Below are 22,501 nucleotides of genomic sequence, written 5' to 3'. Positions count from 1 at the left end.
GCGCGCGACATTCTGCTATTGTGCAGCAAGTCTTGCACGACGCGGCACCGTGATGCGAAACGCGCTGCCGCCTTGTCCGGGCAAGTAAGTAATCTCGCCACCTAAACGGTGCATCACCTCACGGCAAATGGCCAAACCAAGCCCTGCCCCACCTGCTTTTTGTGGGCTAACCCGTGAAAACTTATCAAAAACCATCTCTTGGGCGTCTTCAGGAATTGCTGTGCCATTGTCGATAAAGTCGATGATAATCGCCTCGTCAATCATATGGCTGGTGATGGTCAGTTCAGGCTGATCCGCATCACAGTATTTCTGCGCATTTCGAATTAAATTGATGAAAACCTGACTAAGCCGGTCAATATCCGTGTTAATTTCTATCTCTTCCTCGCGCCGCGATCTACGCACATCCAGCGGTGTGTCCTCGCCGCTTAACGCAGCATCCAACGCGCTATCCAATACGGCGCTGAGCGGCGCAGATTGTGTATTCAAACTGACCTGCCCATTTTCCAATACGCTAAGATCCAGCAAGTCATCTAGCAGACGTGTAAGCCGCACAGCCTCGTCATGAATGATGCCACTATATTTGCGCTTTTCGCGATTGCTCAGCCGTTCGCTATCTCGCAAAATTTCGGAAAACGCTCGGATCGAGGTCATGGGCGTGCGCAACTCATGGCTAATTTGGCTTAGAAATTCATCCTTTTGCTCAGAGACCTGCAGCAGCTTATCATTGGCACGCCGCAATTGACGTGCAGTGCGCGAAAGCTCTTCTGATTGCGCCTCCAGCTTGCTGGAGTACTCCATCATCTGCGCCGTCTCATTGGCCACGGCCATTAAATCCTGAACGGAAACAGAGGCCCCGCCCACGATCTGACCAATCATCGCATGAGCCGTTGCTGCCCCGACAGAGCCGGACAACTCGCGCTCTAAAACTTGCAGGAAGTCAGCACTCGGTTCGGGCAACAGACCAGTTATTCCCTGCCGTTCTGCTTCAGCCTCAAACAACCGCTGCGCCTCGCGGGCGCCAAGGATACGCTGCGCCATAATCATCAAATCTTCGGATTTGGCGACACCCCCAGCCCAGCTTGGGGCGCTTGAGGAGTGTTCAAAGATATTAACAAATTGCGCGCCTTGAAGGCGTTCCAAGGGCGACGGAAATCCAACCAGTGACACCGCGAAAAAGCTAAGTGCATTCAAAGAGATCGACCAAAGCACAGCGTGGATCAGCGGATCTAACCCTTGGATGCCAAACAGCGCTTGGGGCATGAGCCAGGTAATACCGAGCGGACCGTTTTCAATAACAGAGGCTGGCAGTAAAACACCTGGCCCAAAGCTGGGCAGCAACAGACAATACGCCCACAACACAAAGCCAACGGTCAGACCCACAAAGGCCCCGTTCCGCGTCGCACCCCGCCAAAAGATACCGCCCAACAAGACCGGCAAGAACTGCGCGACACCTGTGAAGGAAATCAAACCAATCGACGCAAGCGCCGTGCCGCCCCCCGATAGGCGATAATAAAGGTAGCCCAACACCAAAACCGCAATGATCGACAACCGGCGCGATAGGATCACAACATTCCGAACATCGCCAGACACAGAGGCACGCCCACCCCCCGTTGCTGACAACCAAATTGGCATGACCACATGGTTTGACACCATCGTCGACAGCGCAATCGCCGCGACAATCACCATAGAGGTCGCCGAACTAAAGCCGCCTAGAAACGACAACATCGCCAAGCCTTCGTTGCCTGTGGCAAGCGGTAGCGTCAGAACAAAGAGGTCCGGATTTGATCCCTCGGGCAGCAGATCAAGGCCGACAACGGCGATGGGCACAACAAACAGGCTCATCACCATCAGATAGGCCGGAAAGGCCCAGCTGGCGGTGCGCAGGTGATCTTCGTTGTCATTTTCGACAACCATCACTTGAAACATACGTGGCAGGCATAAAACAGCCGCAGCAGAGAGGAATATCAACCCAGCCCAGCGCCCCCCATTGATCTGCCATTTTGCCATATCAGAAGTCTCGATCCGGGCAAGAATGTCAGCCGGACCATCCGCAATCCCCCAAACGACAAAGACCCCAACAGCCAACAACGCAAACAGCTTCACAACCGCTTCAACCGCGATGGCCATAACCACACCATAGTGACGCTCGTTTGCGTCAAGGTTCCGTGTACCGAACAGGATCGTGAAAATCGCAAGACCCGCTGCGACCCAAAGTGCTGTGGCGGACAGGTCAATCGAATTGGTGCCTGTGCCCGCAAAAACGGCAAAGCTTGTGGTGACCGATTGCAGTTGCAGTGCGATATAGGGCGTGGTGCCAATGACAGCCAAGATTGTCACGCCAATCGCCAGCAGGTTTGACTTACCATACCGCGACGAAATCATATCCGCGATAGACGTGATCCGCTGACTGCGTCCAATTCTGACCAGCTTCCGCAGGCCCCACCACCAGCTAAACAACACCAATGATGGGCCGATATAGATCGTCAGATATTCTAACCCTGAACGGGCGGCATACCCGACTGCTCCGTAAAAAGTCCAAGCGGTACAATAGATTGACAGGGATAGCGTGTAGACCAGCGGCAATTGTAGCCAGCCCCCGCGCCCCCGTATCGCGGCGCGTTCAGCGGCAAACGCGACAGCAAAAAGGAACGTCACATAAATCAGACTAACGGCGATAAGCGCGTTCAAACTGCCCATCAGGATGTCTCCTGCTTGGGATCACCCCCTGCGGCATGATCTGTCTGATCGGCCGTATGACGCAGCGCCTGCGCTGATAGTGCTTTTAGAAAGACCAACGCAAACCAAATGGCGAAGATGTAAATAATCGCATTCGCTGATGAGACTTGCTTGTCGCCCTCAATCGGCCAAAGCAATGGCACCATCCACAGCATCAGCCCAATAATCGGCAGAAATCGAATCCAGTCAATCAAGCGACGGCGGCGATAGGTTTGCCGCTCTAGAAAGACGAGGGAGCGGCGGGTGTTCAAGACGCCACCAATTCTTTGACGGCCTGCAAGACTTCGCAGTTTGAAAACGGCTTGGTCATAAAGCGGCTCGCCCCTGCCCGCTCTGCCATTTCGCGATCTTTGGTCTGACCACGGGCTGTTAGCATCAGAACCGGCAATGCCTGTGTTTCTGAATTGGCGCGCAGCTCGGTCAAAATGTCATACCCACTGCGCCCCGGTAGCATGACGTCCAGTATCAAGACATCCGGCGCACGGCGCAGCACCGCATCCACGGCATCATGCCCATTAGAATGCGTGCAAACATCCCACCCGTCACGCGATAGGATGAAGCTGATGGCTTCAATTATGTTCGGTTCATCTTCTATCAGAAGAACTCGCTTACTCATGCTTCCCTCCCCGTCGGCATAGTTCGCGTTATCATATTCTTAACAAGGCATGTAAAAAAACCAAGCTAAATTCCGTCTGTTAGGATCGAATGCACACTGCGACCTTGGCATTTACGGCGCGGACAGATGCGGCAGGTTGATCCAATCAGCCTTGGTTCATTAGACTTTTCGTCGTTTGGCAAGATCAACATAGAGGCTTGATAAAGCGGATCTTTTTCAAAGCTAACTGGGCCGACAGGCTCTGCAACAGCAAGGCAATCAAACTGTAGCCCATCCCGCCCGGCCATTTCGACGGTGGCCCGAACCGGTTGCATGGGCCGGGTCAGCGCATGAAATAGCGGCCATTTGGCGCAAGCCGCGCTGAAACGTGGAACTGGAAATCCTTCGACCTCGTGACGCACCAGCAAAGCACCCGCGCCATCGCTGACGACCAAACCAACAGCCATGGGCATGTCCTCTGCGGGCATCGCCGCACACCGACGCATCGCTGCGGGCAATGAGACGCCAAAACGCTGTGCCAAAGCATCTGGCCGCACGCCGATGTCTTTTATGGCCTCCAGAAACACATGTTTTGGCATGGCCTGCGCATCACGTTGATAGGTGGCAAGAAGGTGTCGCGCCATGCTGCGCGCCGCAGTGCTTTTCAAAGTAGTTGTTGCGTCAATAATTTGGTCTGGCCAACCACCGGACTGTTCAAGTGCTGGAAAGTGATAGGACTGTTCTTTCAGAAAAGCGTCCATTTCATCTTGGGGCGACGTGCCTCGTGTCGTGTCTTGCTGTGTGGTGTCCAGAAAATCCACCAAGGATTGCGCACTATCGGCAAGCCGCTGACTGTCTTCGTTTAGATTCCGATGAAACCGCCCTTGCCACTCTGGCTCAATGTCTTTGCTTTCATGCAAGATGCCCGCAGTCGACCGGATCGCCGTGACCATCGAAAGCAGCTCGTGCATGGATGTTGCCAAATGCGGATCATGCGCGAACCGATCACTCAAAGCCTCCACGGTCCGCTCCAACGATTGTACCTGCTGATGTCGCTCCGCCACCAACCGCGCCCAACCGGGAAACCGGCCTGCAAATTCATCCGTACGGTCCAGCTCTGGTTCAGCCTTGGGCGCATCTGCGGCCGCTTCGCGCAAGGTCGCGATTAACGCGGCTTCGGCCCCTTCACTTAGCAATGACGGTTCCACGCCCAGCGCGCCCGCCAAATCGACCAAAAGCTTACCGCCGATTCTGCGCTTATTGTGCTCAATCAGATTTAAGTAAGAGGCCGATATATTAACAGTTGCCGCAAGCTCTGCCTGCTTTAGCCCAGCCATCACTCGACGCTCGCGAATACGGCTGCCAACAAGGCTATCCCTGATCATATCCTGTCTCCGGTATTTCGCAGTGTTTTCAACGGCATTCTGCGCCGCAACAAAATTCCTTTACAACATAGCACGTAATTCCGTGAGTTTCTTTACAAAAAAATTGTTTAATTAAAAGCAGTTGTTGAGAAATTTTCTGACTCCACTGGATAATGGTCTTGCATGTAAATGCTTGCGCCGGTCGGAAGAGGAGCCGTCCAGCGTACCATTCAAATGGGAGGATAATAAGAATGTCTAAATCGACACTGACCCGTCGTGGCGTGCTGAAATCTGGTGCCGTTGCTGGTGCCGGCCTTGCGTTGCCGACGATCTTTACGGCAAGTTCTGCCGCAGCTTACACCAACGCGCCATCCGGCTCGACAGTAACGCTGGGCTTTAACGTGCCACAAACTGGCCCCTACGCTGACGAAGGCGCTGACGAACTGCGCGCCTACGAGCTAGCGGTAGAGCACCTGAATGGCGGCGGCGACGGCGGCATGATGAACACCTTTAGCTCTAAGTCGTTGCAAGGTAACGGCATCTTGGGTCGCAAGGTTGAATTCGTCACCGGTGACACTCAAACAAAATCAGACGCCGCACGGGCCTCTGCGAAATCCATGATCGAAAAAGACGGCGCAGTGATGATCACTGGCGGCTCGTCTTCCGGTGTGGCGATTGCGGTTCAGGGCCTTTGCCAAGAGGCCGGCGTTATCTTTATGGCGGGTCTTACCCACTCTAACGATACAACTGGTAAAGACAAAAAAGCGAACGGTTTCCGTCACTTCTTTAACGGTTACATGTCTGGTGCCGCTTTGGCCCCAGTGCTTGAAAAGATGTACGGTAAAGACCGTACTGCCTATCACCTGACCGCTGACTACACATGGGGTTGGACACAAGAAGAATCCATCGCAGCATCGACAGAAGCGCTGGGTTGGAACACTGTGAACAAAGTCCGTACGCCATTGGCTGCGACTGACTTCTCGTCCTATATCGCGCCGGTTCTTAACTCTGGTGCCGACGTTCTGGTTCTGAACCACTACGGCGGGAACATGGTGAACTCACTGACCAACGCGGTTCAGTTTGGCCTGCGTGAAAAGGTTGTGAACGGTAAGAACTTTGAAATCGTTGTGCCTCTGTACTCTCGCCTAATGGCGCGCGGTGCGGGTGCGAACGTTAAGGGTATCTTTGGTTCCACAAACTGGCACTGGTCCCTGACCGACGAAGGCTCAAAAGCATTCGTTAAGTCATTCGGTACCAAATACGGCTTCCCACCATCTCAGGCGGCACATACCGTTTATTGTCAGACACTTCTGTATGCAGATGCATGTGAGCGCGCAGGCTCTCATAACCCATGTGCGGTTGCCGAAGCGCTTGAAGGCTTTGAGTTCGATGGCTTGGGCAATGGTAAAACACTTTACCGTGCCGAAGATCACCAGTGCTTCAAAGACGTGCTTGTTGTGAAGGGTAAAGAGAACCCAACATCCGAGTTCGACTTGCTGGAAATCGTCGAAGTCACACCAGCAGAACAAGTGACATACGCGCCAGATCACCCAATGTTTGCAGGTGGTCAGCTCGGGTCTTGTAACCCAGGCGCATAAGTCAGGCGCGGGTTGATATTCCGACAAGCATCAGCCCGCTCCTAATGGCGTCTTCTGGTCCCTATAGCCAGAGGACGCCGCAACCCAACCCACGGTGGGGATCATGGACGCAATTATTCTTCAAATTCTAAACGGCCTCGACAAAGGCTCTGCCTACGCGCTGATCGCGCTGGGGCTAACGCTGATTTTCGGCACGCTCGGAGTGGTTAACTTTGCCCACGGCGCGCTGTTTATGATCGGTGCCTTCTGCGCAGTCACACTCAGCAAAATCCTGAACCTCAGCTTTGAGACGGTGGATGAGACCAAGCTGGATTTCCTTGGCAATCCTGCCAAGATCAAAACCCCTTATGTCGAAAGCTGGTTCGGCCCCGAAGTCGGTGCCACGATCATCGACTGGGCCGTTCCCTTGGCGATCCTTTTCTCAATCCCAATCATGATTGCCATCGGCTTCATCATGGAACGCGGGTTGATCAAACATTTCTACAAACGCCCCCATGCGGACCAGATCCTTGTGACCTTCGGTCTTGCGATCGTTCTGCAAGAGATCATCAAATACTTCTACGGCGCGAACCCTATTCCAACAGGCGCACCAGAAGTCTTTAAGGGCAGCTATGACTTTGGCGTCCTACTGGGCTTTGATCCAAACGCGATCATCTACCCCTACTGGCGTCTTGTGTACTTTGGCTTCTCGGCCCTGATCATTGGCGGCGTCTTTGCCTTCTTGCAATTCACCACCTTTGGGATGGTTGTCCGTGCTGGCATGGCAGACCGTGAAACCGTGGGCCTATTGGGCATCAACATCGACAAACGCTTTACCATCATGTTCGGCATCGCCGCCGCGGTGGCTGGCCTCGCCGGTGTCATGTACGCGCCTATCAACTCGCCGAATTACCATATGGGCATGGACTTCTTGGTTCTTAGCTTTGTGGTTGTGGTTGTGGGCGGCATGGGCTCCCTGCCCGGCGCTGTCTTGGCGGGCTTCTTGCTGGGTATCTTGGAAAGCTTTGCCTCTATGAACGAGGTCAAATCCCTGATCCCCGGCATCGACCAAATCATCATCTATCTGGTGGCCATCATCATTCTACTCACACGCCCCCGAGGCCTCATGGGCCGCAAAGGCGTGATGGAGGACTAAGCCATGTTGAACCTACAAAAACACGACAAAACACTCATGATCATCGTGGCGGTGCTTGTTCTATTCGCGCCATTTATCCTCAACCCTTTCCCAACCGGCAGCGCCATGGCGCAGTTCAACGCGGGTTATCCTGACCTGATGCAGCGCTTTGTAATCTTTGGCATCTTTGCGGTTGGATTTAACATTCTGTTTGGCTTGACCGGCTACCTCAGCTTTGGCCACGCGGCCTTTCTGGGTGTCGGATCATACTCCGCGGTCTGGATGTTCAAACTGCTGAGCATGAACGTGATCCCAGCCATCCTACTGTCGGTCGTCATCTCGGGTCTCTTTGCTCTATTGATTGGTTTCGTCAGTCTGCGTCGTTCGGGTATCTACTTTTCGATCCTGACGCTCGCTTTCGCACAGATGAGCTTTAACCTCGCCTATTCGGTTCTAACGCCGATCACCAATGGCGAAACCGGTTTGCAGCTAACGCTGGATGATCCGCGTATCTTGGGCGTGTCAGCCACAGCAGATGGCGGCATCCCGGTCACCAGCCTGTTCGGTCTGGAAATGCGGTCGACTTATGAGATGATTGTTGGCCCTTGGACCTTTCAGTTCAACGCAGGCTACTACCTGTGTGGCATCATCCTATTGGCTGCCTTCTACCTATCCCTACGCATCTTCCGCAGCCCGTTTGGCATGATGTTGCGTGCGGTGAAATCAAACCAAACGCGTTTGAACTACACGGGCTTGAACCCAAAGCCATACACACTCGCCGCCTTTGTCATCTCTGGCATGTACGCAGGTTTGGCTGGTGGCTTGATGGCCTCAATGGACCCTCTCGCCGGTGCGGAACGGATGCAATGGACGGCCTCTGGCGAAGTTGTTCTAATGACCATCCTTGGCGGTGCGGGCACTTTGATTGGTCCAGTCTTGGGCGCGGGCTTTATCAAGTACTTTGAAAACATCTTTTCCAAGATCAACGACAGCATCCTGCACAGCTGGTTCAGCTTTCTGCCGGATGGCATCGAAGACGCGGTTGTTTTCCTGATCCACCCGTTCATCGGCAAAGGCTGGCACCTGACCTTGGGCATTCTGTTCATGTTGGTTGTGATCTTCCTACCTGGCGGTCTGGTCGAAGGTGGCCAACGCATCAAAAAATGGGTGTCCGGCGGCAAGAACAAAGCCGACGACAAAGCCCCTAAAACCGAACCTGCAGAATAAGGAGACAGACAGATGGGTATTCTAGACGTCAAAGACGTAGGCAAACGGTTCGGCGGGCTTCAAGCGCTTGGCAACGTAAACCTAAGCGTCGCCGAAAACTCGGTACACGCCATTATCGGCCCGAATGGGGCCGGTAAATCCACCCTGCTCAACTGTTTAGTGGGCAAGCTGGTACCAGACACCGGGTCCGTCATGTTTGATGGGCAATCCGTGCTGGGCCGCAGCCCGCATGAAATCAACCAAATGGGCATTTCACGTGTTTTCCAAACACCTGAGATCTTTGGCGATCTGACTGTCATGGAAAACATGATGATCCCGGTCTTTGCCAAACGCGACGGTGCTTTCCGTATGCATGCTATCGAAAACATGATGGCAGAGCGGGACATCGTTGAAACAGCAGAAAAAATGCTGGTTGATATGAACATGGCAGAGAAACGCCATATGCACGCGGCCTCTATGTCGCGCGGTGATAAACGGCGGCTCGAAATTGGCATGTGTTTGGCGCAGGAACCGCGGCTGTTGCTATTGGATGAACCCACAGCCGGCATGGCGCGGGCGGATACCAACAACACCATTGATCTGCTCAAACAGATCAAAGACGAGCGGGACATCACCATCGCCATCATCGAACACGACATGCATGTGGTCTTTTCCCTGGCAGAGCGCATCACCGTGTTGGCGCAGGGGACCCCGCTTGTCGAAGACACACCAGAGAACATCAAAGGCCATCCGAAAGTGCGCGAAGCGTACTTAGGCGAGGCAGCGTAAGGTGGAGGACAATAAAATGAATATCCAAAGCGATCTGTTGCAATCCCAAGGCAACACGAAATCCAGCCCCGCCTTTCTGTCCGTCTGGAATATGGAAAGCTATTACGGCGAAAGCTATATCGTTCAAAACATCAGCTTTAATGTCCACGAGGGCGAAATCCTTGCCCTTTTGGGCCGTAACGGTGCGGGCAAAACATCGACCCTGCGCTCTATCGCCCGCATGGATGCACCTCAAGTCACCCATGGTGAAATCTGGCTAGATCACAAACCGCTGCACAAAATGCGCAGTCACGAAGCGTCAGCAGAGGGCATCGCCCTCGTCCCCGAAGATCGGTCTATCATTCCCGGTTTAACTGTCGAAGAGAACTTGCAACTGGCGCAAATCGCGCCGCCGATTGGGTGGTCCATCGAGCGGCTATATGACCTTTTCCCCCGGCTAGGGGAACGCCGGAAACAGGAGGGGGTCACACTCTCGGGCGGTGAGCAGCAAATGCTAGCCATCGCCCGAGCACTGGCGCGCGACATCAAAGTGTTGCTGCTGGATGAACCTTACGAAGGTCTTGCACCGGTGATCGTTGACGAAATCGAAAAGACACTGCGCATCATCAAAGAGCAAGGTATCACCACGATCATCGTTGAACAGAACGCCATTCGCGCATTGGAACTGGCGGATCGTGCGGTGATCTTGGATACTGGTGGCATTGTATTCGATGGAACAGCCCAAGAAGTGCTTGAAAACGCGGAACTCCGCGCAGAGTATCTGGCTATCTAATTGGGAGGAGCGGCGCAGGCCTATTGAGTGCGCCGCAAAATAAGACATAGGACCAAACAATGACATCTCCAACTTACCCCCCTTCGGCTGAACTTGCAGCCGCGGCGCATGTTGATGCAGCCAAATACCAAGAGATGTATGCCGCTTCGCTGGCCGACCCCGAAGGGTTCTGGCGCGAGCAAGGCAAGCGCGTGGATTGGATCAAACCGTTCACACAGGTCAAAGACGTCAGCTATGATTTTGGCAATGTGAACATCAATTGGTATGCCGACGGCACCTTGAACGTCTCTGCTAACTGTATTGATCGCCACCTTGCGACGCGCGGCGACCAAACCGCCATCATCTGGGAGCCAGACTCCCCTGAAGAGGGCGCAAAACACATCAGCTACAAGGAGCTGCACGCCAACACCTGCCGCATGGCCAATGTATTAAAAGACTTGGGTGTAGGCAAAGGCGACCGTGTTGTTCTGTACATGCCGATGATCCCCGAAGCGGCCTATGCCATGTTGGCCTGCACGCGTATTGGCGCGATCCATTCGATTGTTTTCGCAGGGTTTTCACCAGACGCACTAGCCGCTCGGGTCAATGGGTCTGAAGCCAAAGTCGTTGTCACAGCCGACTTCGCCCCACGCGGCGGCAAACCGACGCCATTGAAAACAAATGCGGACATCGCGTTGGAAAACTGCGCGGATAGCGTGAAGTGCCTGGTGGTCAAACGCACCGGTGGCGAAACCGCTTGGAACGATGCGCGCGATGTGGATTACAACGCAAAAGCGGCAGAAGCATCCACCGATTGCGCGCCCGAGGAAATGAACGCCGAAGATCCGCTGTTTATCCTCTACACCTCTGGATCCACCGGAATGCCAAAAGGTGTGGTTCACACAACGGGCGGCTATTTGGTTTATGCCTCGCTGACCCACGAAACGACCTTTGATTACAAAGACGGCGACATCTTTTGGTGTACGGCGGATGTCGGTTGGGTCACGGGCCACAGCTATATTGTCTATGGTCCATTGGCCAATGGCGCGACGACTGTGATGTTTGAAGGCACCCCAACCTATCCAGACGCCAGCCGGTTCTGGCAGGTCTGTGAAAAGCACAAGGTCAACCAATTCTACACCGCTCCGACCGCGATCCGTGCGTTGATGGGGCAAGGCGATCATTTCGTCAAAGACGCAGATCTATCCAGTCTGCGTATCCTTGGAACCGTAGGCGAGCCGATCAACCCCGAAGCGTGGAATTGGTACAACGACGTCGTTGGCGGCGGGCGTTGTCCGATTGTTGATACCTGGTGGCAAACGGAAACGGGTGGTCACCTCATGACTCCCCTGCCCGGCGCGCATGCGATGAAGCCGGGTTCTGCGATGAAGCCGTTCTTTGGTATTGAGCCTGTTGTGTTGGAACCTGCTTCTGGTGCGGAAATCTCTGGCAATGGCGTCGAAGGTGTTTTGTGCATCAAAGACAGTTGGCCCGGTCAGATGCGGACTGTTTGGGGTGACCATGAGCGGTTTGAGAAGACCTACTTCTCTGACTACAAAGGCTACTACTTTACCGGTGACGGTTGTCGTCGTGACGAAGACGGCGATTACTGGATTACGGGTCGTGTCGATGACGTGATCAACGTCTCTGGGCACCGTATGGGCACCGCCGAAGTCGAAAGCGCGTTGGTGGCACATGCGCAGGTCGCTGAGGCGGCGGTAGTTGGGTATCCTCATGATATTAAAGGGCAAGGCATCTATTGCTACGTGACTTTGATGTCGGGCGAAGAACCAACCGAAGAGTTGCGCAAAGAGCTACGTACTTGGGTTCGCAGCGAAATTGGGCCGATTGCTTCACCTGATTTGATCCAATGGGCACCGGGTTTGCCAAAGACTCGTTCTGGCAAAATCATGCGTCGTATTCTGCGTAAGATTGCGGAAAACGATTATGGCGCGTTGGGCGATACATCCACCTTAGCCGATCCGTCTGTTGTGGATGATCTGATCGAAAACCGTATGAACCGCTAAGCATTCCCCGACGCTTGGGCATTCCAGACCAAGTGTCATCCTGAGGGCCAGCTTTCATGCTGGCCCTTTTTTATTGATCCGTATCAATACGATTGATGCGTTTTCTGTTAGAGTGACCTCATCAGAAAACGGAGGGATCACCGTGTTTAACATCACGAAACAAAGTCCAGACCGCCTTGATATAGAACTGTTTGGCACATTGAATACGGACGATATGCGTCTTGGATTGGATGAGCTGATTGAGCAATCCGAAGACATCAAAAATGGAAAAATGCTTTATAAGATCAAAGACTTCACCATGCCAACGATTGGCGCGATTGGTGTAGAGTTCACGCGATTGTCCAAGCTTTTTGGCCTACTTGGCAAGTTCGACAAATGCGCGGTCCTAAGCGACGCAAGCTGGATACGCACCGCCGCCGAGATTGAGGGCGCCATTTTTCCGGGGATCGAGATTAAGAGTTTCCCGCTTGATGACGTAAAAGCCGCCGAGGATTGGCTGGCCGCCTGAGGTTTCGCGACGAAACGGTTGCGCGTCCTGCGCACGGATACCGAACATCTGGTTAATGTGGAAATTCGTACGATTCACGGGTTGAAACGTACGATTCATTTTCCGGTTCTGGGCGATTTGGCAGATAGGCGGCCAAACTTGGCACACCGACGGAAGCCCGCCGCTGTGGTCCGCTCTACCCTCGCCTCATGAACACTTTGACCCGATACGAACACGCTGCGCCGACATGGAGCAAAAAGGCCCGCCGTCTTGGATATACGGATGCTTATATCGGCTTCCTGAAACGGTCTGCGATAACGTCTGGACCCGTCCTAGATGTTGGAACCGGTAGCGGGGATTTCGCGCTGTCTTGGGTTGCGGCCGGGGGGAGCACGGATTTGACGTTGCTTGATCCCAGTGCCGCGATGCTAAACCATGCTGCCGCGCAATTTGCAGAAGCTGGGTATGCCCCTACGCTTTTAAAGTGCGGATTGGATGATTTGTCATGCGACGCGCAGTATGACGCCATCTTGGCCTCGCATGTTATCGAACATTTCGCCGATCCTTTCGAGGCCATGCGCGGCCTTGCCCTACGGCTGAAACCGGGTGGGCAATTGTTCATGGTCGTCTCGAAACCACATTGGTGCAATTGGCCAATTTGGCTGCGGTTCCGTCATCGCTGGTACAGCGCCGAAACTGTCTGTCATTTTGCCGAACGTGCGGGGTTGCAGGTGATCCGAACCCATGCGTTTCGCTCTGGCCCACCAAAGCGTACCAGCCTTGGCTACATCTTTCAGAAACCTCAACATTAGAAAGCACTCATATGCTTATTGCTCACGTTATGTTCCAAGTCGCCGCCACAGATCGCGCCGCAGCCTTGCAAACCTTGTTAGACGAATGCGACGCCGTGCGCAGGATGCAAGGGTGCATTGCCTTTATCCCGTTTGTTGATCCTACAAACCACACCAGATTGGGTGTTTTGCATGAATGGGACAGCGCCGAGGCTTTTGCTGCCTACACAGAGTCGGATGCATTTGCCAAAGTTGGTCAGACCCTGCGCCCCGTCATGACGGCCCCGCCTGTGAGTAAACGGTTTGACGCAAGTTTGATCGAGGCCCTAAACTAAAACCATGCAGCCAGACGCTTATTGTTTTCATCGCAGCTTTGAACCTGCACCCGCATCGCAGTTTCAAGTGGATCGTCATTATCTGCTATATGCGCTTGAAGGCACGTTGCGGTTAGAAGCTGGGGGCCAAAGGTGGACATTGCCACCGGCGCGGGCTGCCTTGATCAAGGCGGATCATCCGATCAACATTACAGTCTTGTCGCGGCTGACCTCTGCCTCGGTTCTGTTTTCAACACAGTTTATGGAAGAGCCGGAAAACGTGCTGACGGTGTTTGACATGTCGCCCCTTGCCCGCGAGCTGGTGCGAGAGTGTCGGGATTGGGGGGCTGAAAGCGGGCCGCTTTCGCCCTTTTCTGAGCGTATATTCAGGACATTGGCCGATGTTGTGCAGCGTTTGGCCATGACGCCAAGCAAATGCGTCTTGCCCTCGCCCAAATCAGAGGCATTGCGCAAGGCAGTGGCCCTAACAGAAGAGCTGGCTCCCGCCGCCCCTACGTTTGAAGTGATTGCCAAACAGACGAACCAATCCCCCCGCGCCCTGGCGCGTAGGTTTGCGGATGAGATGGGCATGACTTGGCGCGAAGTCTTGCGGCAAATTCGAATTATGAATGCAGTCGAGGCGCTGGCGACCACTGACGCGCAGGTCACCGAGATTGCGATGTCCGTAGGCTACGGATCCCTATCCGGCTTTAACGCGGCGTTTCGGCAGCAAATGCAGATGTCGCCAACCGAGTATCGCGCCAGTTTCACGAGTTAGTGGCCTTGCCAATATAGCAGCACGCGCCTAGCGTCCGCTTATGACACAGGACCGCACCTATCTTGGCATTCTATTGATGCTTGGCTTTAGCATGATCGCCCCCATCGGGGATGCGATTGTAAAGCTGTTGGGTCCGCTGATCCCGGTGATGCTGTTTTCGTTTTATCGCTTTTTCCTGCAGGCCGCGTTTTTGGCGCCGATTGTGTTGGGATCTAAGCAGCCCTTGCGTCCCACGCCACGGCAATTGGGATTGATCCTGTTGCGGTCGCTGTTTCATTTTGTGGGGCTTGGATCGGTCTTTATGGCGCTGCGGTATTTGCCGTTGGCTGATGCTATCGCCATTGCCTTTGTGATGCCCTTTATCCAATTGATGCTTGGAAAGCTGTTCCTGAACGAGGTTGTTGGCAAACATCGCATCATCGCCTGCGCCGTCGGGTTTTCGGGAACACTGCTGGTGATTCAACCCAGTTTCGCAGTTGTTGGTATGGCCGCCCTTTGGCCGCTTGGGGCCGCGATGGCCTTTGCTTTGTTTATGCTGGTGGGTCGGCAGATCGCCCAAGAGATGGACCCGATTGCCATTCAGATGATCAGCGGCGGCATGGCCAGCGCGGTTCTGCTGCCGATCCTGTTGATCGGTGGCACTTTGGGGTGGGACGGTGTCGCCTTTGCCATCCCGCAGGGTCAGGCATTTTGGTTAATGCTGGCGGCGGGTGCCTTGGGAACCGTCGCGCATCTATTGATGACATGGTCCTTGCGGTTTGCGCCATCAGCGACTTTGGCACCGCTGACCTATATAGAGATCCCGATCACCACCTTGGTGGGATTTATCGTGTTTGGCGATTTGCCCAACGGATTGGCGGCGCTAGGAATATGCATCACCATGGCCGCTGGGCTGTACATTATCTTTAGAGAGCGGGCCACGCACCGGTCGTTGCGCGCAGTGCCGACGCCGCATTCTCCAGCTCAGCCTTAGGCAAGATCACCAGCATTTTGGGCGCAGTCATGGTCAGGTCTAATGGGCCTGTCGCCTCGTTTGATGTGCCAATGCGGCCATCTGGAGTGAAGGTTAAACCGCTGATGGGCCAACGCAGGCCATCAGATGCGCCTTCGACCAAGCCCATGGGAAAGAGCGACACGCGCGTGCCTTCGGCAAGGGGCATTGCCAATCGCGGGGGCGCAAGAAAGGCGATGTCTGTGTCACTGAGCAGGATGCACCGCCGTTCTGGGCGTCGTACCAGCACGTTATAGCAAGCCAGTTGGTGGTCCATCCGCGCGCCGGTGAAGCCGACGCCTAGGACCAAAGGTGCCTCGATGTTACGCAGCGCTTTGTCAAAGTCGGTGCTGTCTTGTTCCGCTATCGTATGCACCCGGTTTTCGGGGATGCCGCGGGCGATGGCGGTCTCTAGGCTGTCCATGTCTCCGATCACGGCGTCGGGTAAAAGGTCTGCGTTCAGGCAATGCGCCGCACCGCCATCTGCCGCAACCAGCCGTGGACCGATCGCCAAACAGCGCGTGATTTCCGCCTTGGTGGCCATGCCGGCACCTACTAGCGTTACGATTTCAGTATTGCGAACAATCACTGCTTTCCCCTATTTTGAAGCAACTCTTAAGGAAGTCTGCCTCATTTTAGCCCCAAAATGATACGCTCAATGGCACAGAATCGGTCACGTTTGGCCACCCTCCACATGGTAAACAGGGCTTGAGTAGTGCAAAGGAACCGAATCCAATGGTTACCAATAACAAAGTTCTGACGGTATCGTATGGGACATTCTCGTGTACCCTAGAGGGTTTCGACGAGTCTTTCGACACCATGAAAGCAATTGCGGAATATTTCCGTGATCTGGCCGCAGACGACCGGTACTTTGGTGCAGAGCCACCAACCCCAGACGCAGAAATGCTGAGCCGTATCGCTGAACGCGAGATTGAGCGCCGCGTTGAGACCCGTCTTGAATCGGGTTCCATTGTCTTAAGCGCGGCCCCAGCCGCCGCAGAGGTAGCTGCCCCCGCAGAAGCCCCTGTTCAAGAAGACGTTGCAGAGATCGAAGCACCAATCGAAGCTGAGGCTCCTGTTGCTGAGTCTGAAGTCATCGCCGAAGAGGTGGTTGCCCCAATGGCTGAACCAGTCGTTGAAGAAGCGCCTGTTGTAGAAGCCGCGATCGAAGACGATTATGACGACGAAGAAGAGGATACTGATAACCTCTTTGGTGACGCATATGATTCACTTTCCGCAGCAGATGACACGCTAGAAATTGCTGAACCTGTTCAGAATGATGTCGAAGACAGCATCGCCGCCAAGCTGCGCCGCATCCGTGCTGTTGTGTCTCGTGTTGAAACACAAGACAACGACGAAGACGATTTTATCGAAGATCAGCATGCCGATGACATGATGATGGAGGCCACTCAAGAGGTCGAAGAAGAGATCACTGAAGTCACCGCAGAGGCCATCGACGACACGTTTGACACCGGCTCTTTCGAAGACAGCCTGGCCGTTGAAATTGACGAAGATGATTTTGACGACGCTGATGTTGAAATCGACGAGCCTGTTGCTGTCGCACCAAAACCACGTGCCCGCGTCATTCGTATGAAGCGCACAGAGTTTGAAGATGCAATTGCCGATGGCCTGCTTGAAGAAGATGACGCGCCAGAAGCTGTAGAAGACGCGCCTGTCACGAAAGCTGCGCCTGTTAATACGCCTACAGATGATGTCGAGGCTGACCTGATGGCGGCTTTGGCGGATGTTGAGCCAGAAATGGAACCAGCCGCATCACCGATCCCAGAAGATGCCAAGCCTGTGAAACCTGTTCGCCCGCGCCGCGCCCGTCGTGCCGCATTGGAAGAGCAAGTGCCAGAAGAAGCAGCGATGGATCGTTTGATCGACGAAGCCAACACCAAACTAGACGAGCCTGAAGGCAACCGCCGTCGCAGCGCCATCGCACATTTGCGTGCAGCCGTTGCAGCAACGAAAGCGGAAAAAGACGCAGGCGCATCAATGGAAAAACCGGATCAGTCCGGCGCATACCGTGATGATCTTGCCGATGCCGTTCGTCCGGGTCACACAGATGGCGACAGGAAAGACCGTGGCGCGACACCGCTGAAATTGGTGGCCGCACAGCGTATTGATGGCCCTGCTGAGCATGATCAATCAGCGGTACGTCCGCGTCGTGTGTCTGTTGAAGACGTCACTGCTGTGGAAGCCAACGAAGGCGCATCAGATTTCGTTGAATTCGCAGAAAACATGGGCGCGACACAGCTTCCAGACGTTCTAGAAGCAGCGGCGTCTTATCTGACCTTCGTCGAAGGCCGCAATCGTTTCTCTCGTCCGATGTTGATGCGCTTGGCGTATCAAGTGGGCGACGAACGCTTTGAACGCGAAGCAGGCCTGCGCAGCTTTGGTCAGCTACTGCGTGACAAGAAAATCGAAAAGATCGCTGGCGGACGCTTCACCGTTTCCGAAAGCATCAACTTCAAACCCGGCGACCGCGCAGCGGGCTAAGGGTTGGAAAAGTAATAGAAAAGCCGTCGCATCTTGCGGCGGCTTTTTTGTTTACGGTCTAGGCTTCTACGCAAACAATCTTGGCCACATCGCGAAGCCGCAATCTGGTGCGCAACAGAACTCCCCACAAACGACAAAAAGTCTTTGACCCTGACGTTAGTGTCAAAGCTCTAAGCCTGCCCCCTATCAACCTCGAAAGATTCGCAGATAGGAGACTAAGCGAAATGAAAAATGATGATGCATGGCACGGCAAAGTCGCAATTGTTACTGGTGGCAGCTCTGGCATTGGTCAAGCGACCGCGACCGAGCTTGCAGAACGCGGTGCAAACGTTCTGATCACAGGGCGCAATGCAGACAAACTGGCGGAAGTCGCTGCCACAAATGACAATATCAAAGCGCTGCAAATGGACAGTTCCGACATGACTGGCGCAGCGCAGATCGTTGACACTGCTATGTCTGAATGGGGGCGCATTGATTTGATCATCAACAATGCCGGTGCTGGTCAGCCCTCGCCCGTAGATGCCTATGATGCTGAGGTTATTGCAAATATGTCTGCGGTGAACATTGTCGCGCCTTCGCTATTGGTAAAGACCGCACGTGCTGCTTTGCGTGAAAGCAAAGGCGCAATCGTGAATATTGGAACCGCTGTGTCCCAAAACGCAGCACCGATGTTGGCGCATTACGCCGCCACCAAAGCCGCTTTGGAGCATCTGACAAAATCTTGGGCTGTCGAATTGGCGGGTGACGGCATTCGGGTTAATGCTGTTGCGCCCGGACCTGTGAAAACCAACGCGTTGACAGGCATGATGGGCCTGCCCGCAGAGATGGCCGAACAGATTGAAGCGCAAGAGGCCGCACAGGTGCCGCTGGGCCGTCGCGGTGTGACCGCAGACATCGCCCCATGGATTCTGCGCCTTGGCAGTTCGGAAAACGAATGGCTAACTGGGCAGGTTTTGACCGTTGATGGCGGCTGGTCTTTGCGATCCTAATCTCATGTGAACCGGGTGGTAAATTCTGACCACCCGGTTCCTCTTGATAAACATCTGCCCGATTTACATGTTGGTCAGGCTTTGTAGAGGATGACGAAAATGCAGGCGAAAGAAGCGGCCGAACGGCTGGGGATCACGCAGCGTATGTTGCGCCACTATGAAAACGAAGGCTTGCTGGAGGTTGGCCGAACGCTGAACGGCTACCGCAGCTACAAGGAGGCAGACCTGCGACGCGCAGGCCGTATCCGCGACTTTATCGCGACGGGTTTCTCGACCCGAGAAATCCGCGCCATGAGTGCTTGTCTGTCAGACGAAGGAGCCGGCCCATGTGAGGGCGGCATAGAGAAGTTGACCGAAAAGCTTGAACATATAGAACGACTCAGAGCGGAACTTGACGAAAAGCGCAGTGCTGTCCTCGAAAGGCTTGCGACACTGAGAAATGGGCTGGCTACCCTAAGCGGCAGCCATTGAGTTGCTTAAGGGTAACGGCGGGTTCGTCCACATAGCGGACCTCCCACCCAAAAACAAAAAAACCGCCACCCTTCGGTCGCGGTTTTTATTTATTTGTAATTATCATCTTCCGGCGGCGCATCCGGGTCGGCTTGGCCGACCCCTAGGAAAATACCTTTGAATGGGACAATCCAAAGCACACCCAATCCGATGTAAATCGCCAGTTGCAGCAGGAACACCGGGCGTTCGAACCATGCGACCACGGCGGTGGCCAGCACGGTTGCTAGGATGATGTAGATCGGCAGCCCCACCAGTAGGATAAAGGCGGCCCATCTGCGACGGGCTTTGTAGGACAAAGCCATCAGATCAATCCGCGAACGGGTCGGTGACCAGAATGGTATCGTCCCGCTCTGGCGAGGTGGACAGCAAGGCCACTGGGCATTCAATCAGTTCTTCGACGCGTTTGACGTATTTGATCGCATTCGCTGGCAGGTCGTTCCAGCTGCGCGCGCCTTCGGTGGATTCGCTCCAGCCTGGCATCTCTTCGTAGATCGGTGTGCAACGCGCCTGTTGATCGGCGGCTGTTGGCAGGTAATCCAAACGCTCGCCGTCCAGCTCGTAGCCGGTGCAGATTTTCAGCGTTTCAAAGCCGTCCAAAACATCCAGCTTTGTCAGAGAGATACCGGTGATACCTGATGTGGCGCATGTTTGACGCACAAGGCAGGCATCAAACCAACCACAGCGGCGTTTCCGGCCGGTTGTTGTGCCGAATTCATGGCCGCGCTCACCCAGACGGTTGCCATCGGCATCGTCGAGTTCTGTTGGGAATGGGCCTTCGCCCACACGTGTTGTGTAGGCTTTGACGATGCCCAGAACGTAATCGATAGAGCCCGGACCAACGCCGACACCTGTCGCCGCTTGGCCGGCAATCACGTTAGAGGATGTCACAAATGGGTATGTGCCAAAGTCGATGTCCAGCAATGCGCCCTGCGCGCCTTCGAACAAGATCCGCTTACCGGACTTGCGCTTTTCGGCCAGAACTTTCCAGACAGGTGCTGCGAACGGCAGGATTTCGGCAGCAATTTCTTTAAGCTTCGCAACCAAGGCATCACGGTCAACGGCTTCGATGCCCAGACCTTTGCGCAGTGGATCGTGGTGCTGCAACGCGCGATCAACACGCGCTTCCAAAGTTGCTTCGTCTGCGAGGTCAGCGACACGTACAGCGCGACGGCCAACTTTATCTTCATATGCTGGGCCAATGCCGCGACCGGTTGTGCCGATCTTGGTGCCCTTGCTTGCAGCTTCTTCACGGGCGCGATCCAACTCGCCGTGGATCGGCAGGATCAGCGGTGTGTTTTCCGCGATCATCAAAGTCTCTGGTGAGATATCAACGCCCTGCTCACGCACGGTCGCGATTTCTTTCATCAGGTGCCACGGGTCTAGAACAACGCCGTTACCAATGACAGACAGCTTGCCGCCGCGCACAACACCAGATGGCAGCGCGTGCAGCTTGTACACTTTGCCGTCGATGACGAGCGTGTGGCCAGCGTTGTGCCCACCTTGGAATCGCGCGATGACATCAGCGCGTTCGCTGAGCCAGTCCACAATCTTACCTTTACCCTCATCGCCCCACTGGGCGCCTACGACGACAACATTGGCCATGTTCGGTCCTTAAATTCAGATGTCAAACCCGCGCCCTTGTAGCGACAGACTCTCGTATGGGAAACCGCAAATCGCACTTCTGCGTCATCTAATACATGCTATTCTGTGCGAACTGGGCTGATCGCGCCCGTCAAACTGGCCCTTTGCATCGCGTCACGACCGCATAGGCTGCAGACTCAGTGAAGGGGAGTTAACCAATGCCAAACGCCTATTGGGTTGTATTGTTCGAAGATGCCCCAGAAATGATGGCCCATCGCCGCGAATTTGGCTCTGCGCATCTTGAGTTCCTTAAGAAGAACGAGAACCGCATCAAAATCGCCGGTGGTCTGCGCCCTATGCCCGGCGCGCCCTATAGCGGTGGTATGTGGATTGTCAAAGGCTGCGATTTTGAAGACGTGGTCGATATCGTCCAACAAGACCCCTATTATAACCCCGAATTCCGAAGTTTTAGGATATTCTCTTGGGCCAAGGCCTTGGAAAAATCCGTATCCCTTTAGCGGTGCTGCATTAAAAGTGGCACAACCCACAGGGTGTCTGCGCCGTTGAATTCCAGTGACAAAGCCAAAGATACGCACCGTCCCCTCTAGACACGCCCCCTGATATTGCGCAATTGCTAGTAAAAAACGATGGGGGACCGGATGGGCTTTTTCCTGCGCTGGATATTCGCCTTTCTGCTATTGGCAGTCACATTCAATCCGACGGATTTCAACTATGTCCGCTGGAGCATGAATAACTATGCCACCGAGCTACCCGTCACCGTGCTGATGGGTTTGATCCTGACCATCGGTTATATCATCTACCTACGCGCCACCCTGCGATCCATTGGTGGCTTTGGCATGTTCCTGATTCTTGCGGTTGTCGCAGCGTTGCTGTGGGTTCTGTATGATTGGGGCATCTTGGCGCTGACCAACCGCAGCCTGAACACATGGCTGGGCATCTTTTCGCTGTCATGTGTGTTGGGCATTGGTCTTAGCTGGAGCCTTGTGCGCCGTATGTTGACAGGTCAGGCTGATATTGACGACGTGGATGAATAATCAATCGTCTTCAATCTTTACCGGCTGCCCATGCGGTGTTTTCAAATAGGCATCAGCCCAAGCATCCTTGAGCGATCCCAAGATCGACGCATCCGCCAGACCGATGTTGGCCAGCATCTTTTCCAATGCCTCAACCCAAGCGATGAAATAATCATCGCCACCGTCCAATTCTTTGTCCAAGCCATGCACCGCAAGCGTCGCGCCAAAGCATTGGGTCCAATCGGCCCACGAAAACAATCCGCTTTCCTGCAAATGTACGGTCATGGCGAACACTTCGGCGTGCCACGGGGCCTCGAATGTGGGATCGGGTTTGCTCATACTGG

24 protein-coding genes are annotated in these 22,501 nt (G+C 54.4%); 16 read left to right on the top strand and 8 right to left on the bottom strand.

The window, feature by feature from the left end; all coding sequences use genetic code 11:
• Positions 1 to 15: 15 nt before the first annotated feature.
• The 4 genes from Q4544_RS06050 to Q4544_RS06035 all read right to left on the bottom strand — a co-directional run bounded on the left by Q4544_RS06050 (position 16) and on the right by Q4544_RS06035 (position 4,716).
• A complete protein-coding gene (locus tag Q4544_RS06050) occupies positions 16 to 2,697 on the bottom strand; it encodes an ATP-binding protein (protein ID WP_303504601.1) in 2,682 nt (893 codons plus the stop codon).
• A complete protein-coding gene (locus Q4544_RS06045; RefSeq protein WP_303504600.1) occupies positions 2,697 to 2,987 on the bottom strand; it encodes a hypothetical protein in 291 nt (96 codons plus the stop codon). The genes Q4544_RS06050 and Q4544_RS06045 overlap by 1 nt, the downstream gene beginning before the upstream one ends.
• Positions 2,984 to 3,352: a response regulator transcription factor gene (locus tag Q4544_RS06040; RefSeq protein WP_303504599.1), complete on the bottom strand. Its 369-nt coding sequence runs from the start codon at positions 3,350 to 3,352 to the stop codon at positions 2,984 to 2,986. The genes Q4544_RS06045 and Q4544_RS06040 overlap by 4 nt, the downstream gene beginning before the upstream one ends.
• 65 nt (positions 3,353 to 3,417) lie before the next feature.
• Entirely contained in the window at positions 3,418 to 4,716 is a 1,299-nt protein-coding gene (locus Q4544_RS06035) for a helix-turn-helix domain-containing protein (protein WP_303504598.1), read from the bottom strand.
• A gap of 230 nt (positions 4,717 to 4,946) precedes the next feature.
• On the opposite strand from Q4544_RS06035, the gene Q4544_RS06030 reads away from it, so the two are divergent.
• The 11 genes from Q4544_RS06030 to Q4544_RS05980 all read left to right on the top strand — a co-directional run bounded on the left by Q4544_RS06030 (position 4,947) and on the right by Q4544_RS05980 (position 15,523).
• Entirely contained in the window at positions 4,947 to 6,293 is a 1,347-nt protein-coding gene (locus Q4544_RS06030) for a substrate-binding protein (protein ID WP_303504597.1), read from the top strand.
• Positions 6,294 to 6,396: 103 nt separating this feature from the next.
• Positions 6,397 to 7,428, top strand: coding sequence for a branched-chain amino acid ABC transporter permease (locus Q4544_RS06025; protein WP_303504596.1), 1,032 nt, complete (start codon positions 6,397 to 6,399; stop codon positions 7,426 to 7,428).
• A 3-nt stretch (positions 7,429 to 7,431) separates the two neighbouring features.
• A complete protein-coding gene (locus Q4544_RS06020) occupies positions 7,432 to 8,634 on the top strand; it encodes a branched-chain amino acid ABC transporter permease (RefSeq protein WP_303504595.1) in 1,203 nt (400 codons plus the stop codon).
• A 12-nt stretch (positions 8,635 to 8,646) separates the two neighbouring features.
• Entirely contained in the window at positions 8,647 to 9,402 is a 756-nt protein-coding gene (locus Q4544_RS06015; protein WP_303504594.1) for an ABC transporter ATP-binding protein, read from the top strand.
• Positions 9,403 to 9,418: 16 nt separating this feature from the next.
• On the top strand, positions 9,419 to 10,174 hold the full coding sequence (locus Q4544_RS06010) for an ABC transporter ATP-binding protein (RefSeq protein ID WP_303504593.1): 756 nt from the start codon (positions 9,419 to 9,421) through the stop codon (positions 10,172 to 10,174).
• Positions 10,175 to 10,233: 59 nt separating this feature from the next.
• Positions 10,234 to 12,180, top strand: coding sequence for an acetate--CoA ligase (acs, locus tag Q4544_RS06005; protein WP_303504592.1), 1,947 nt, complete (start codon positions 10,234 to 10,236; stop codon positions 12,178 to 12,180).
• Positions 12,181 to 12,322: 142 nt separating this feature from the next.
• The gene (locus tag Q4544_RS06000; RefSeq protein ID WP_303504591.1) at positions 12,323 to 12,688 is read left to right on the top strand and encodes an STAS/SEC14 domain-containing protein; all 366 of its coding nucleotides are present in this window, start codon (positions 12,323 to 12,325) and stop codon (positions 12,686 to 12,688) included.
• Between the two features lie 197 nt (positions 12,689 to 12,885).
• Complete coding sequence (locus Q4544_RS05995; protein WP_303504590.1) at positions 12,886 to 13,479, top strand: bifunctional 2-polyprenyl-6-hydroxyphenol methylase/3-demethylubiquinol 3-O-methyltransferase UbiG; 594 nt, start codon at positions 12,886 to 12,888, stop codon at positions 13,477 to 13,479.
• A gap of 11 nt (positions 13,480 to 13,490) precedes the next feature.
• Positions 13,491 to 13,793 (top strand): putative quinol monooxygenase, encoded by a 303-nt coding sequence (locus tag Q4544_RS05990; protein ID WP_303504589.1) that lies wholly within the window; start codon positions 13,491 to 13,493, stop codon positions 13,791 to 13,793.
• A gap of 4 nt (positions 13,794 to 13,797) precedes the next feature.
• On the top strand, positions 13,798 to 14,550 hold the full coding sequence (locus Q4544_RS05985; RefSeq protein ID WP_303504588.1) for an AraC family transcriptional regulator: 753 nt from the start codon (positions 13,798 to 13,800) through the stop codon (positions 14,548 to 14,550).
• 40 nt (positions 14,551 to 14,590) lie between these two features.
• Positions 14,591 to 15,523 carry a DMT family transporter gene (locus tag Q4544_RS05980; protein ID WP_303504587.1) on the top strand — a complete coding sequence of 311 codons (933 nt, stop codon included), beginning with the start codon at positions 14,591 to 14,593 and terminating at the stop codon, positions 15,521 to 15,523.
• Here the strand turns inward: Q4544_RS05980 and Q4544_RS05975 are convergent.
• Positions 15,456 to 16,130: a thiamine diphosphokinase gene (locus tag Q4544_RS05975; protein WP_303504586.1), complete on the bottom strand. Its 675-nt coding sequence runs from the start codon at positions 16,128 to 16,130 to the stop codon at positions 15,456 to 15,458. The two genes, Q4544_RS05980 and Q4544_RS05975, sit on opposite strands and share 68 nt — an antisense overlap.
• Before the next feature lie 146 nt (positions 16,131 to 16,276).
• On the opposite strand from Q4544_RS05975, the gene Q4544_RS05970 reads away from it, so the two are divergent.
• From Q4544_RS05970 to Q4544_RS05960, 3 genes are all read left to right on the top strand, one after another.
• The gene (locus Q4544_RS05970; RefSeq protein WP_303504585.1) at positions 16,277 to 18,043 is read left to right on the top strand and encodes a hypothetical protein; all 1,767 of its coding nucleotides are present in this window, start codon (positions 16,277 to 16,279) and stop codon (positions 18,041 to 18,043) included.
• 224 nt (positions 18,044 to 18,267) lie between these two features.
• Positions 18,268 to 19,032 carry an SDR family NAD(P)-dependent oxidoreductase gene (locus Q4544_RS05965; protein WP_303504584.1) on the top strand — a complete coding sequence of 255 codons (765 nt, stop codon included), beginning with the start codon at positions 18,268 to 18,270 and terminating at the stop codon, positions 19,030 to 19,032.
• Positions 19,033 to 19,131: 99 nt separating this feature from the next.
• Complete coding sequence (locus Q4544_RS05960; RefSeq protein ID WP_303504583.1) at positions 19,132 to 19,503, top strand: MerR family transcriptional regulator; 372 nt, start codon at positions 19,132 to 19,134, stop codon at positions 19,501 to 19,503.
• A gap of 89 nt (positions 19,504 to 19,592) precedes the next feature.
• Here the strand turns inward: Q4544_RS05960 and Q4544_RS05955 are convergent, their stop codons facing one another.
• Together Q4544_RS05955 and Q4544_RS05950 are read right to left on the bottom strand one after the other, a co-directional pair.
• A complete protein-coding gene (locus Q4544_RS05955) occupies positions 19,593 to 19,844 on the bottom strand; it encodes a DUF2842 domain-containing protein (protein WP_303504582.1) in 252 nt (83 codons plus the stop codon).
• A gap of 4 nt (positions 19,845 to 19,848) precedes the next feature.
• Positions 19,849 to 21,144 (bottom strand): adenylosuccinate synthase, encoded by a 1,296-nt coding sequence (locus Q4544_RS05950; RefSeq protein ID WP_303504581.1) that lies wholly within the window; start codon positions 21,142 to 21,144, stop codon positions 19,849 to 19,851.
• A 197-nt stretch (positions 21,145 to 21,341) separates the two neighbouring features.
• Here Q4544_RS05950 and Q4544_RS05945 point away from each other — a divergent pair, with 197 nt between their 5' ends.
• Positions 21,342 to 21,641: a YciI family protein gene (locus tag Q4544_RS05945; protein WP_303504580.1), complete on the top strand. Its 300-nt coding sequence runs from the start codon at positions 21,342 to 21,344 to the stop codon at positions 21,639 to 21,641.
• A gap of 141 nt (positions 21,642 to 21,782) precedes the next feature.
• Positions 21,783 to 22,178, top strand: coding sequence for a DUF6524 family protein (locus Q4544_RS05940; RefSeq protein WP_303504579.1), 396 nt, complete (start codon positions 21,783 to 21,785; stop codon positions 22,176 to 22,178).
• On the opposite strand, the gene Q4544_RS05935 is transcribed toward Q4544_RS05940, so the two are convergent.
• Positions 22,179 to 22,496, bottom strand: a complete 318-nt coding sequence (locus Q4544_RS05935; RefSeq protein WP_303504578.1) for a nitrile hydratase accessory protein — start codon at positions 22,494 to 22,496, stop codon at positions 22,179 to 22,181.
• Positions 22,497 to 22,501 lie beyond the last annotated feature (5 nt).

Origin of the sequence: Cognatishimia sp. 1_MG-2023, from assembly GCF_030548175.1 — a bacterium.
In the GTDB taxonomy this organism is placed as follows: domain Bacteria; phylum Pseudomonadota; class Alphaproteobacteria; order Rhodobacterales; family Rhodobacteraceae; genus Cognatishimia.
This window is presented reverse-complemented; position numbering and strand designations above follow the sequence as displayed.